The sequence below is a fragment of the Pseudomonas sp. W5-36 genome, from assembly GCF_046540455.1.
Lineage (GTDB): Bacteria > Pseudomonadota > Gammaproteobacteria > Pseudomonadales > Pseudomonadaceae > Aquipseudomonas > Aquipseudomonas graminis_B.
Genome location: NZ_JAXCIQ010000002.1, coordinates 284,021 through 296,740, shown reverse-complemented (window position 1 = coordinate 296,740; position 12,720 = coordinate 284,021). Strand labels below are relative to the sequence as shown.

Sequence of the window (12,720 nt, the reverse complement as noted above, 5' to 3'; positions counted from 1 at the left end):
TCCCACTCCAGCCGGTTTCACCATGGCAATCGCCGCGCCGCCCGACCTCTCCAACACCTCCGTCCCTGTGCAGCCTCTGTCTCGGACGTATCCCCGCGGGTTGTACATCGAGCCCCATGAACATGAGTGGGGGCAGGTGCTGTATGCGATGTCGGGGGTGATGTGGGTCGAGACGCCCAACGATGCGCTGGTCGTACCTCCGCAGCGCGCGGTGTGGTTGCCGCCCGGCGTGCCCCATGGCATCCGCGTGGTCTCGGACTTGGAAATGCGCAACATCTACCTGCGGCCGGCGCTCGCCCGAACCCTCGACGCTACCGTTCAGGTACTGGAAGTCGGCCGATTGCTGCGCGAGTTGATCGTTGGTCTCGTCGCCGAGCAAGACAAGGAGTCAGACTACTACGACGCCGTGGTGAAACTGGCGTTGCTCGAACTCAAACGCGCCCGGCGTTCGCTGCTGAGAGTGCCGATGCCCGATGACAGCGACCGCAGGCTGATGAGCGTTTGTCAGGCGGTGATGATCGAGCCGTCCATCGACGTGTCATTCGAGCAGCACGCAGAAAACGCCGGCGCCAGCGTGCGAACGTTGTCCCGGCTGTTTCAGGCGGTGCTTGGCATGGGCTTCGCCGAATGGCGGCGGCAGGTGCAACTGGCGACCTCGGTGGCGGAGATCATCCAGGGCGTGCCGGTCAACGTCATCGCTCGTTCAATGGGGTATTCGCCGAGCAGCTTCAGCGACATGTTTCGCCGCGAACTGGGCATGGCGCCTTCTCAGTACCCGGTGGTTGATCCATCTCACTAACGCCTGCGCCGATACTGTCCGAAATTCAGAAGCTCTTGGCCGGCAGCCCTTGCCGGCCCCCCTTACACTCTGGTCATCGCTTAACGCCGTCGCGCCTCTGCTCGCAATGGTTGGCCTGCTTGGCATGCAGGCCGGTGAATGGCTCTGGCGTGGGCAAGCAGTTCTTCTCCCATCTGGCCTCCTGAACCGACGACCCCCTTTCCCCACTCTGGATGAATCCATCATGAAAGCACTGCAATTCTCCCGCACCGGCGACCTGGCTGCGCTGGAAGTCGTCGATCTGCCCACGCCCGTCCCGGCAGCCGGCGAAGTTCTGGTGCAGATAAAAGCAGCGGGCCTGAACCCCAGCGACGTCAAAAACGTCCTGGGCCGCTTCCCCTACACCACGATGCCGCGCATTCCGGGTCGTGATTTTTCGGGCGTGGTCGTGGAAGGCCCGCAGGCACTGATCGACAAGGAGGTGTGGGGCACCGGCAAGGAAATCGGCTTTGTCCGCGACGGCTCCCACGCCGGCTACATCACGCTGCCGGCCAAAGGCGTGGCGATCAAGCCTGCATCGCTGAGCTTTACTCAGGCCGCCAGTCTGGGCGTGCCGTACACCACGGCGTGGGACGCGCTTGAGCGCAGCCTCGTGCAGGCCGGCACCCGGTTGCTGGTCATCGGCGCCAATGGCGCAGTGGGAAGCGCCGCCATCGCACTGGCGAAAGTGCGGGGCGCCCAGGTGCTGGCAGCGGTGCGTAAACCTGATCAGTTGAAAGCGCTGCAAGAGCAAGGCTTCAACGCGATCCAGCTCGACAAACCGGAAGACCTGGGTGCTCAAGTGAACGCTGTTTTTCCAGGCGGCGCCGACGTGATCTTCGACACCACGGGCTTCTGGCTGCCGGCTTCTGTGCCTGCGCTGGCCCAGTTCGGTCGCATCGCAATCATCGCCGCGCCGGTGGACGGCCACGTGCAATTGCCCGCGCTGGCGCTGTACCGCAAGGGCGGTTCGGTGGTGGGGATCAACTCGCTGCTGTACGGCGTCGAAGCTTGCGCACGGATGCTGGAGCATTTCGGTAAACAGTTCGACGACGGCACCTTGCCGCTGCCAACCGGGCTGATTGAGTCGCCGTTGGAGGAAGGCCTGGCACGTTATGCGGAAGTGAATCAGGGCGGCGCCGAGAAGGTCATTCTGGTGCCGTGACAGGCAAGCACGAATCTTGGGGCAGGGCTGCCGGATTACTGGACGGGTAGCCCTTTGAGGTAGTCATGCTGGACGCGTTTGATCGAGCCGTTTGACCGCAGCGTCTCGATCGCGGTCTTCAACTTCTCGACCATCTGAGGATCGCAGTCCTTCGAGCACGCCAGATACAAATCGGCGGTCATCAATGCCCGGCTCATCATCAGCGGGCGATCACTGATCTGCTTCCAGATATAAAGCGTCTCCGGCACGCCGTTGAACCACGCATCCACCCGCCCCTTGAGCAACATCAGCGCCGGGTTCTCGCCAATCTTCAGCGGATAAATCTGCGCGGCTGAAAAACCTTCCTCACGCAGACGCGTCTCCTGCGCCGAGCCACTGCCCACGGCAATCATCTTGAAGGCCTTGCGCGCCTCCTCAAACGTCTCGACGTGACGATCAAGGCTGAAAAATGCCCGGTCCATTGTCATCACCGGCGCGATCCAGATGAAGCTGTCTTCGCGACTTTGCGTGCGGGTCAGCGGCGCGATGAGCTTGTTGGTGCCAAGCTCCACATCCCGCTGCGCCCGCGGCCACGGCGGCGACAGCAGGTGGGCGGAATACCCGGCCATCGCCATGGCCTGCAGGGTGATGTCGCCCGCGATCCCGTGATGCTCGCCTTGACTGACCATGGTCAGCGGCTGCGCTTCGGCCACGTACACGTCAACGACCGGCAGCGCAGATGCCGCTGACGAGCACGCCAACAGCGCGCTGGCCGCGTAACGGGTACAACAGGAAATCCATTTCATGGCAGTTATGCTCAGGGGAAATAAGGCGCCAGGACAGCCCTTGTGCCAGGTTTGTTATCCAGTCTGGCATCGATCTTCATTTCTGCCGGTCGCAGTGCGCGTCCTGCGTCTACTGCAGAGAACATACTCAGGTGGCGGCGACTCAGGTCTTGTTGTGCTCATTGGTGTAGCGACCGCTCATCTCCCAGCCACACTCCACCAACATCTCGATCCAGTCTTCGTACGAGTCATCCACATCCAGCAAGTTCATGAATTGATCTTCGATGTGGCACCGAAAGGTCTGCTCCTCTACGTTCCACTCAACATCCCGAATCCGCCAGACGCGCTGCATCGGCAACTGAATGTTCAAGCCATGGAAAGGGACGAACGGCAGCTCCACTTCGTAGAGCAGCTTGGACCATTCAGACGAAATCTCCGGGGTCTGGTGGGTCCAGACGTACTTGATCAATCGGACTTTGTGCACGGTTGGGCCTTCTGTCGTGTTTCTGATGACGGGTCGCTGTCCTGACGCAGACGCGAGGGCCGTTGGATGGGTATACGTTACTCGATGGGGGCGGGATGGGGGAGGGGGCGCTTTGAATCTAAGGGCGCCGTTTGAGCATGATGGTTTAGTTCTCTCCGGGTGGCAGCCGTTTAGGAATGATCCTGGTGTATGACTACGTTGAGCCCTTCTTCCTTGTCTGGGGCTTGGAAGTAGCTGGTGATCAAATCGAACTCGGCGTCGGTTGCTGCGAAGTCGTGTTCACCGCGCTCGTTTCTGAGGTGCAGCCGGGCTCGGCAGGTTTCGTCGTTGACGTCGAGGAAGTGAAGGGTGTGAGAGGCCTGGGCGGTATCTGCCAGACCGCGCAACCATTGGCGGTCTGCGGGAGTGTTTGCGGGGAAATCGAGAACCACATTGATCCCGGCCTTCAGCATGTCGATGACCAAGGGGCCTACGACATCTCGGAGTCTTCTTGAGAGCGTTACGTAGTCTGCGACCGAGTGGATCTGGTCTGGATAGAGCCTTGAAAGCCAGTGGTCTTCGGTCAGCAGGATCGCTCCATGGTCGGTTTTTAGGGAATTCGCTAGGGTGGATTTCCCGGAGGCGATCTTGCCGCATAGGAGGTGGAGTGTGGGGTTGGCCATGGAGACGCTTCCTTATGTCGAAGCACGATGATGCTCGTGGATTGAGGCCGGGACAATGAGGCACTGTGTCGAGTCGACAGACCTTTCAGTAGCTGAATGCGTCACGTGACTCTATTTTGAGGAGTTCCAAACAAAAAATTCTCGTCTTGCGGTGTGTCTTCTCGCGTGGGATCTGGTGCTATACCAAAAGTCGAAAAAAATCTTAAAATATTGATAATAATGAAACTTCAAAAAATAGGCCCTATCCCTAAGGCTATCCTTTATCTGCTTGAGCTTATGTTGTGAAGCGCTTGCCTTGCGATCCTGATAAAAATGAGACTTTAGCGAAGGCTTATTTTTATGTTGTATTTGCACAAACGCTGCTAATCGTTAGGTTTGAGTTTTTGTCTATTTTTATGTTGGTTGATATGCCCCAGATATAATAAGTTCAAAAGGGTATTATTGTTCAGTAACTAATATTTGTTCGAGCTGGCGTATTAAATGCTCTGATAAAATTCCGCTAGCCTTGCAAAGGCCAGTTACGCTTATAGAGATTTTCCCCTTGTGAGATCCTTGAAAAATTTCATAACTGGCAGAGTCAACAGTGTATTTTATTCCTTTTAATACGTTTAGGTAATCTAAAGAAATTCCTTCTTTTGACATGAATTCCATACGCGTAAGGAGTTTAAGCTCCGGAATGGATCCGGAAATTTTCGAGTTGGTTAGCCTATGAGAGTCTACAGAATCAAGAATCCTTTCAATATGACGTGGCGTTAGCGAAATAAGTTCGCAAGTGAAACCGTAGCCCATAATCTTCTCTAGCGCGTTAAAAAGTGGCCTTGTACTCCTCAGTGGTTCTTTGAGGCGCAGGATTGTTCTATGCCCCCTAAGTATCGCCACATCCTGACGATTAATAGTTCGTACAATCTGAGAGTTTAACTCTCCATTTTCATCGATGAATGGAACCGCGATCGAGGACTGCCATAAGAAGCTAAATTCGCTTGCTTGTCTATCTATCTGCTGAAAACCTGAATCCATCCCGTCTGTATAATAGCTTTCCGACATCTTTGTATAAAGTTGATCCAAGTTTATAGGTAAGGTAATGGCGTACCATTTGTATCGTTCTATCACGCTAGATGCTCCCGTTGATAAAGTCATTTTTTAGTGAAGCGCTTAGCTCCCTGGCTCTTTCCTCAACGACTACTGAGATTTCCTCAAGCTCCTTCATGACGGGAGGACGCCTTTTTCCAAGACGACCATTTTGATATGGATACACACCCTTTAATAGAAAGGAAAATCCAGTACAATCTCGTGGATCAGAAAAAACTGCTTCGATGTCGTACACATCACCGTTACCTACTATTTTTGTCGCGGTCCAACCTGCTTTTATTATGTAGTATTCATTTTCATCTGTGAGTGAGAGCAGGAATTTTGATCTTGTGACGCCATTACCTCGTAAGAAAACACGTTCAACATGTGTTTCGTCGGCATCGCTAGATAGCTCTTCGTCAGAATCAGACTTATTTGGTTTTGGTTTGAAAGCATAGATGTCAGATACATCTCTCCGTGAAAAGCCTTGGAGCCCATTTATAAGTTCATAAAAGAATTTTGTGCGAAGTCCAGGCGTTAACACTTCAAAAAGCGAAATATTGACTTTTTCTATGCCCCCTTCGACTGTCGAATCCAATTTGTGTACAAGTTTCTCACGAAGATTATTCATGAACTCGCTATCAGTATTCCGAATCCGGTATCCAGTAGCAGTTTTAAGTAGTTCGATTTCTCCCGTTCTATGTTGTAGTTGAGAGAACTCGGATTTTTTATAGTCGACTGTAGTGTAGGAAGCATGAATTATAAAGTTGTCCTGATTTCGGGTAGCGGAAATCGTGTCACTTCCTAGGCGGGCAGCATGTTTTATTTCATCTAGAATGTTTTGGATATCATCTGTTTTTATGTCGCCGCAGACGTCCATGGATGCGGTTCTTTCCCTCCACGCTCTCACTCCTAAACGCTGTGCGATTGTTCTATGGTCGTAATAGTCATGAGGAAGTCTGGAGAAGTATTCTGCGAGCTTCTCTCGCGAAGTTTTCCGCGACACGATAGTATTGCGTTTTTCAAAAAGCGCGGAAAGAGTACTGTTGTCGACCTTGTGTTGGATAAGCGCTTCGAAAATATTTTTATCTGATGCAAATTGTAATGATGGACCGTGACGCATATTTATTCTCTCCAACCCATGTCGCCTGGATTATATGTGTCTGTCACCGTTGTAATGGTGTCGATTGATATTTCATCTAAGATGGCCTCACGTATGGGATCAAATCCCCAAGCCTGTACGTAGCGTTTTTTAGCCAATTCGAAATTGCTTTTCATGAGCTTGTTGGGTGAGAGCGTGGTAGTTCGGACTCTAATTGAGTTGTCGGCGTCTAGAATTTGATATCTGGATAGTGTATCTAGTAAATAGGTGAACTCCTCAACGCTATCACCTTGGCGATTATAATAAATTACGTAGCCAGCTTTGGTTTTTTGCGTTTCTCTGTGGCGGATTATTAGGTGCGGGCTTGTCAGCGCTTCGATGGTAGCCGGCTGACCCCATACGTCTCCAATTCGGTGAGACATTACTAAATCAGGATAGTAGAACGTGTAGTCATCGGATATCAGCTTCGACATGCGCTGTCGAATAATATCATTTCCAATGCTGTATAACCTTTGGATGTCGTCAGGCCCAAGGTAATGCATGTATACGTTTGCGGGGATTGGCATGCTCTCGAAGTTAATGATGTCAATGACTTCTGAGAATTTTTTCTGGTAGCCGTGATCGTGATTGTGTATAAATAACAAACCGCGCACCTCATAAGATGAGCTGGTATCGACGGAGAAAATACTCCTCCATACATTTGAATTTCTAGCGCAGTCAGTAGCCATTGCCAGTGACTTAAAGGCTTCTCTAAGCTTACCTTGGTTTATAGCGTCTTTCGAATAGCTTTTAAGGTCTGTGTGTAAGTAAATAGTGTTTCCCAGATATGGATCGTCGTATGAAAAAACGACATCACCTGGGTGTGTTAACTTTGGTTTTCCTCCGCTCCCTACATGTTCGCTATTATGACAATCGAAGTTTTCGTAAGCTTTGGGTGCCATTCCCAAAAAAAATGTTCAAAAATATCTTCGGAAAGTTTTTGCGAAATCTCTCCTATGTTTACAGTTTCAGCCATAATAATCTCCAAGACGAAAATATTCACCGCGAGTGGCGCTACAACGACAAAGCTTTTGTTGCGTCACAAAGGAAAATCAGTTTGTTAGCAGTTATAGCGTGTGCTGTCTTTGAATCATGGAATTTCACAGTCCGAAAAGCTGGTCACTTTTCTAGCTTTTTTCCTCTTTTTTGAAATAGCTCAGAAATCACAAGTATTCCATATTTTCCTCTCATCCTAGAAACAAAAAGAGGCTCGGCATCTTCTGCAAAGCCAAGCAGGCCCTGAAGTCGCATAGTTTCTTCGTCAGATAAGCGTCCGCAGGAGTAATGATGAATCATTGTGCTGATTAACCGTTTTCGATCACGCCCCAATGACACTCTTCCCTCATTGTCCAATACGAGACCGGTAATCCTGCGCTGGTTTTTTTTGGAGACGTGAATGGTTTTTTTGGAGTTAAGAGAAAGTACGGGATAAGGTAGCTCTTTTAATACTTGAGATATCAATGGTTCAATTTCAGAAAAAAGTCCTTTTGTATTGCTAGAAAAGGTTAAGTCATCTGCGTATCTGGTAAAAGTTATACCTCGCTCCACGGACCATTTATGTACGATTTGATCAAACAGATACATTATTGTATTTGATAGCACAGGAGAGCTGGGCGCGCCAATACTTAAACAAAGATCTGGCAAGTCTTTATGCTTTATGCAGCTGATTCTGGATATGTCTTTGATCGTCTCATCAGATAGCTCATCGCCGAATATGCTTGCGAGATGAGCAGCAATATCTGATTCTTTAATTGAGCCGAAAAAATTCGTAAAATCGAATTTGGATATGTACTGATTGTTTTTGTGAAGTTCGGCATTTTTTTTGATGCTGGCGCCGTCCTTGTAGGCGACGGCGCAAGAATGCACTGGTAGCCGGAAGAAAAGCTGAGTCATCAATAAGCGTTGAATGTATTTTGTTTCTTTTGCTGGCTGAGCGATTGATCTCTTTCCTCCGTTTTTTTTGTCGATTTCGTAGGTCTTGTATGTGTGGGGCGCGCGAATAATAAGCCTAGAGACATCGTTACTTGACACTACCAAAGCGTTAGCAATATTCCTCCTGAAGTCATAGACGCTCATTTGTCAGCCCCTAGTTTTGCTTGTTGGATAGCTCGCATACGATTCCTTTCGGTTTTCGTAGAGCTATAGTACGCAATTGACTCCGCTCTTGTTCGGAGGTGATCTAATGCGCCATCTGGTTTTAGGGCAAATCTAATTTTATGAAAAGAATCATCCCTAGAAGAAAAGTAGGTTGCGTCGCTGTACCCTATAACGTCTACAAGCCTGAAATGCTTAAGCAGAAATATTTTTCTCCTTAAAGCATCACGATGAATTACGCGACCGAAGCCGGAAATAGCCTCGATTAGCTCATTTTCCTTTAGAGCTACAAACATTTTTATTAGTTCGTAGATTAAAACAACTAGGTGGACTTCGCTGTTTATGTTGAATTTTTGTGTTTTGTTTAGGTTGGTCAGTTCGATGTTGATATCATCAACGACGTCTTCTATCATTTGCTCAGAAATATCGAGGGGTCTAGTTATTTCCCATGGATAACGCTTTACACCTTTTTCATGATCCCGAGCTATGAATTTCAAAATTCCTAGATTAATGAAAGAATTTTCATCGGCGAATTTTTCAGCAACGATAACTACTAATTTCTTGCTAGAGTCAGGTAGTTGAGAAAAGGCTCCGAGTTCTGCTATAGCACCGGCGCTCTCAAGAATTATTACTATTAGAGAGCAGATACTCGCTAGATCAGATTCATAGTCCATTAAATTTTTAAATACACCGTCCTCCTGCCAAGATTTTATTTCTTCAGGACGAAAAATTTCGTAAGGAGGATATCTGCGAGTAACCGCATGCCGGAGGGATGCAAGCTCAGGATCGGGCGCTTCGGCATGCGCTTTCTCAGGGACAGATCCACCGCAAAGGAGAACAATTGGATTTTTTGAGAACAAAATCTTGCTTTCGACTAAATCGATGTCAGCAAGAATTTTTTGTCGCGGATCCATGCGAAATAGGACTCTTTACCGAGAATCAGCCGCGGGGAAAATTCGCGGACTGGAGGGAGCTTGCGAGTGTAGGGCCGCGGATTTTCTCTGCGGAATAAATCCAAGCAATGCGTATGAGTCTGGCGAAACGCCCGACTAAGCCTCAGACAAAATTGTCTTTCGACTTTGTTCGCGTAAAGAGGAGCTTTTTTTAACCTACCGTGAGCACGTCGTCAAGCGATGAAAGCCCGATGCTTCAGCTACGAGCGTGTTTGAGGCTGAAATCTACGGCACGTCACTATCTGGCTATCTAAATGGCAACGTTCGAAGCACCTCAAATCTTTTTACGGACGCGACGCCAATGAGCGTCTCCACCATGACCCTCGGCTATGGAGTGTTTATGCCTGGCGCAGTCCTGACTCGATCATTGCGCTGCAGGCCATCGAACGAAATCTATGCCCGCAGATATCGGTTTTGGTGTCGTATCCCATCGTCCGTAGCGCGTTATTCACGGCATTTTCGGACATGGGTTCAAGAGGGGCGATGGACAACCCGTGGGGCCTTGATTGAGCCTTCGAGGTCGTAAGCAGCGTTTATGGTGATAAGCCGGAGGCGCTTTGCCTCGGGCATGATGCTCTGTAGGTAGTTTTGTATAGTTAGAACAACGTCTATCGTCCCGCGCCTCTTGATCGCTTCCAAGGGCTGCATGAGGTCATGGGTGTAGGGAGCGACAATTGCGCGGGCACCGATCATCGGGAACAAGTAGGTTTTTGAGACTGCTCACCACAGTCCTGGAGTGGCCTGGTGCCACTTGGCACTTCCCTGTGCCAGTCCAGCGCAACGCTTTCAAAGGTTCTGCCTTTGATCACAGCTTCCGACTTTGCTTGGTGCTTGGTCTCTATGGGATCAATACCATCCGCTACCATCCGCTACCATCCGCTACCATCCGCTACCATCCGCTACCATCCGCTACCATCCGCTACCATCCGCTTGACCTCAAAGCGCCTGAGGCGCGCCTTCGCGAGGCCAATGACGGTGTAGTTTTCGAATGAGGTCAGTCCTTCCCGTCCGTCAGATTTGACGTAATGGAGTCGCCAGCCTTTGTGGCCGTTGGGTTGGACGAGGAGGTCGAGGCCATCGCCGTCGAAAAGCCTCTAGGCGCGGTCTTTAGGTTTTGCCGAGCGGCAAGTGGCGTTGGAGGGCGGCGCTGTGGTGAGCGACATAAGGGTACTCCCTGTTATCGAAGTGACCTTAACCCCAAACGCTAACCTTAAACCGCTTGGAATCCACAAGGATTCACCGGAATCTGGCGGAGCGTGGAAACGAAAAAACCCGCCAAAAGACGGGTTTTTCGGAAGTTCCAGAGATCTTAAAAGCCTTCTCAGAAACCTTGTATGGTGCCGGCACCAGGAGTCGAACCCGGGACCTACTGATTACAAGTAAGTTGGTTAAAAGATTAGAATCAAGAGCTTACGCGATTCTTTGTTACGTGCTGACGCCACAAAGCGGCCTAGATATGCGGGCCTTTTGGCCCTTGTTACGCACGATCTGCTCAGTTTGCCGGCCCGCGAATCACGGCCCCCGCAGATTTTATTGCTGCGATCGGCAGATCAAGACCCAAGGCTGCCGGTGTAATTCCAGCTGAGAATCACCCTTCGATGGTCTGGCAATGCACTCAACTCACACACCGATATCGTCGGGGGACCACACCTAGCAAACTGATATGAGCATACGTTGACTGCGCCCACCGACTTAATCGCTCATCAACTGCCAAAAGCATTTCGTGCTGCTCATCGGCGCCCAAACACTGGAGATAGTTCTTAACTGCTGCTCGAGATGCCATCACTCTGATGGGCACCAGCGGCAACAGTGGGTTTAATCCTGCGCTGGAGAGACGCTGAGCGACGCTGAATGATCGTCGAGGGGATCGAAAATTCTTATGCTGGGAAATATTACACTCATAGTATTGTCTCTATCATAAATCACATGCCCCCCTTTATATGCATAGATATTCAGGTTAAGTTTATAGTAAAGATTAAGGCAGTGGGTTAGCCTTTTCAACTCCTTACTTTCCCTCTCCGGAGTGGCATCGGAGAACTTAGGATGAGTAGATCCGTTTCTTAGGTCTTTCCACGCTTGTACCTCTTGCTTTGTAATCAGCCCTTTATCGGCAAGAATTTTCAGCGCGGCACTTGCATGAATATTTCCCCAGCGGTTTACCCCGTCGACCAATGTCTCGACATGTTTCTCATCGATCTTGAGAGTAGTCAATTTTTCAATTATTTCACGTTTCGTTTTTTCGAAATCTGCACTTTCAATATCTTTTTTTAGTTGCGGAATAAATAAGTCTATCAGCAAGCCTTCTATAGAGACCGTTAAAGCAAGGGCCGCTAGAGACTGCTGTGCGGTAAATCCCTGCCATGTTCTCTTCCACTGGCTTACTGTACTTTCGTAAAATAACGGATTTTTGTTTTGAACGTGGATGATGTTTCTCAGCAGCTCGTAATGATATTTGTGGTTCCATTCCTCCGCGCTCAGTGCAAGATGTTCTTCAATGGGATACGGCATCGTGGAAAGGTTTATTCTTTTATTAATACTCCTAATGTGGTGGCGCACATTGGAACTATTCCGGCAAGTCATCAAAAAAGCATTTGGCATTGATCCACTGGTGAAACCTATATAGAATTTTAGCGCGGAATACATTTCTTCCACGTCAAACTTGCCATTGACGTAAGCGGTAGTGTGGTCCCCATTGTCTATTATGGATATCGTGCTTTCGCCTACTGTTATATCTGTTTGATTCCAACTTCTAGATTGTCCTACCAACGAGTCGTCTATCGAATTTGTTTTGTTTTTAGGGATATTGCTGGTCTCGGAAAACTGGAACCACAGGTAGTTTTCAAGTTGAGATGGAATTTGTTGCTGGGCTTCGTGCACAACTTCGCTAAGCAATACAGAGCATTTGAATGGCGCAGCAGTACGTAGCATACTCAGTCTGAGAGCGAAATTCTCTGCGCGCCACTCCCTTCCCGACAGATCAACACCCCTGAGCATGAGTACTTGTTGCTTATCCCTGTGGTCCAGTGGGTACGCAGCACTAAATCTTTCCAACGTAATTCCTTCTGCCTTGGTGCACACAATGTCGCACGTCAGGGCACCATCAGGATCAATCCTCAGCACACCGTGGCCCGTGAGATTGATGCCTGTGGAAGATCGCTGCGATATTTCCAGCGAGACGAAATCAATTATTAAATTGCCGTTCCGTACTTTTTCGGAAAGCTCTTTCAGCTGCATGGTTGTAAACCCTGATATAGATAAAATGATACGCTCATTAATTCCCTTGGGATGATCATGCGCCTATTTCTGACTGGAAAACAAACGTGCGCTGTCACCGATGTGTGGGAAGAGCGATGTAGCAAGTTTTCCAGGCAGTGTGTGACGGTCTTCTAGCCAATGAGCATGAGAGATAAAGTACCTGGGTCTGCCGAGGGTAGTTAGACCTGTCTCTAGACGATGTTGGTAGCTAGCATTTGTCATAGAGGGCAAAGACCATGCTCCCTCTACGTCGGTTGCTAATTAGTGCATAGGTCGCCCAGCATTTGGCCGTGGCAGCAGATAGGGGGCGGCAGCGT

General features: G+C 49.7%; 11 protein-coding genes and 1 pseudogene. 2 read left to right on the top strand and 10 right to left on the bottom strand.

The genetic code is table 11. The features are described from left to right. Window positions 1–22 precede the first annotated feature (22 nt). A complete protein-coding gene (locus tag SLW74_RS04275) occupies window positions 23–799 on the top strand; it encodes an AraC family transcriptional regulator (protein ID WP_410928234.1) in 777 nt (258 codons plus the stop codon). Between the two features lie 223 nt (window positions 800–1,022). Further along, window positions 1,023–1,982 carry a quinone oxidoreductase family protein gene (locus tag SLW74_RS04270; RefSeq protein ID WP_410928233.1) on the top strand — a complete coding sequence of 320 codons (960 nt, stop codon included), beginning with the start codon at window positions 1,023–1,025 and terminating at the stop codon, window positions 1,980–1,982. Between the two features lie 35 nt (window positions 1,983–2,017). On the opposite strand, the gene SLW74_RS04265 is transcribed toward SLW74_RS04270, so the two are convergent. The 10 genes and pseudogenes from SLW74_RS04265 to SLW74_RS04220 form a co-directional block, all read right to left on the bottom strand. After that, window positions 2,018–2,767, bottom strand: a complete 750-nt coding sequence (locus SLW74_RS04265) for a substrate-binding periplasmic protein (RefSeq protein ID WP_410928232.1) — start codon at window positions 2,765–2,767, stop codon at window positions 2,018–2,020. 142 nt (window positions 2,768–2,909) lie between these two features. Next, complete coding sequence (locus SLW74_RS04260) at window positions 2,910–3,230, bottom strand: hypothetical protein (RefSeq protein WP_065987406.1); 321 nt, start codon at window positions 3,228–3,230, stop codon at window positions 2,910–2,912. Window positions 3,231–3,400: 170 nt separating this feature from the next. Beyond that, a complete protein-coding gene (locus SLW74_RS04255; protein WP_410928231.1) occupies window positions 3,401–3,892 on the bottom strand; it encodes an AAA family ATPase in 492 nt (163 codons plus the stop codon). A gap of 438 nt (window positions 3,893–4,330) precedes the next feature. After that, window positions 4,331–5,002: a hypothetical protein gene (locus SLW74_RS04250; protein ID WP_410928230.1), complete on the bottom strand. Its 672-nt coding sequence runs from the start codon at window positions 5,000–5,002 to the stop codon at window positions 4,331–4,333. A gap of 1 nt (window position 5,003) precedes the next feature. Next, on the bottom strand, window positions 5,004–6,083 hold the full coding sequence (locus SLW74_RS04245; protein WP_410928229.1) for a hypothetical protein: 1,080 nt from the start codon (window positions 6,081–6,083) through the stop codon (window positions 5,004–5,006). A 2-nt stretch (window positions 6,084–6,085) separates the two neighbouring features. Continuing rightward, window positions 6,086–7,009 (bottom strand): hypothetical protein, encoded by a 924-nt coding sequence (locus SLW74_RS04240; protein WP_410928228.1) that lies wholly within the window; start codon window positions 7,007–7,009, stop codon window positions 6,086–6,088. Window positions 7,010–7,220: 211 nt separating this feature from the next. Continuing rightward, entirely contained in the window at window positions 7,221–8,177 is a 957-nt protein-coding gene (locus SLW74_RS04235; protein WP_410928227.1) for a retron St85 family RNA-directed DNA polymerase, read from the bottom strand. After that, on the bottom strand, window positions 8,174–9,109 hold the full coding sequence (locus tag SLW74_RS04230; RefSeq protein ID WP_410928226.1) for a retron St85 family effector protein: 936 nt from the start codon (window positions 9,107–9,109) through the stop codon (window positions 8,174–8,176). Before SLW74_RS04230 ends, SLW74_RS04235 begins: the two co-directional genes overlap by 4 nt. A 389-nt stretch (window positions 9,110–9,498) precedes the next feature. Next, window positions 9,499–10,311: pseudogene (locus tag SLW74_RS04225) on the bottom strand (tyrosine-type recombinase/integrase); the annotation flags it as partial. 652 nt (window positions 10,312–10,963) lie between these two features. After that, entirely contained in the window at window positions 10,964–12,382 is a 1,419-nt protein-coding gene (locus SLW74_RS04220) for a hypothetical protein (protein ID WP_410928225.1), read from the bottom strand. Window positions 12,383–12,720 lie beyond the last annotated feature (338 nt).

What these genes read in the sequence shown, in the direction of transcription:
- SLW74_RS04275 (WP_410928234.1), top strand. Translation starts at nt 23, where the DNA reads ATGGCAATCGCCGCGCCGCCCGACCTCTCCAACACCTCCGTCCCTGTG.
- SLW74_RS04270 (WP_410928233.1), top strand. Translation starts at nt 1,023, where the DNA reads ATGAAAGCACTGCAATTCTCCCGCACCGGCGACCTGGCTGCGCTGGAA.
- SLW74_RS04265 (WP_410928232.1), bottom strand. Translation starts at nt 2,767, where the DNA reads ATGAAATGGATTTCCTGTTGTACCCGTTACGCGGCCAGCGCGCTGTTG.
- SLW74_RS04255 (WP_410928231.1), bottom strand. Translation starts at nt 3,892, where the DNA reads ATGGCCAACCCCACACTCCACCTCCTATGCGGCAAGATCGCCTCCGGG.
- SLW74_RS04245 (WP_410928229.1), bottom strand. Translation starts at nt 6,083, where the DNA reads ATGCGTCACGGTCCATCATTACAATTTGCATCAGATAAAAATATTTTC.
- SLW74_RS04235 (WP_410928227.1), bottom strand. Translation starts at nt 8,177, where the DNA reads ATGAGCGTCTATGACTTCAGGAGGAATATTGCTAACGCTTTGGTAGTG.
- SLW74_RS04230 (WP_410928226.1), bottom strand. Translation starts at nt 9,109, where the DNA reads ATGGATCCGCGACAAAAAATTCTTGCTGACATCGATTTAGTCGAAAGC.
- SLW74_RS04220 (WP_410928225.1), bottom strand. Translation starts at nt 12,382, where the DNA reads ATGCAGCTGAAAGAGCTTTCCGAAAAAGTACGGAACGGCAATTTAATA.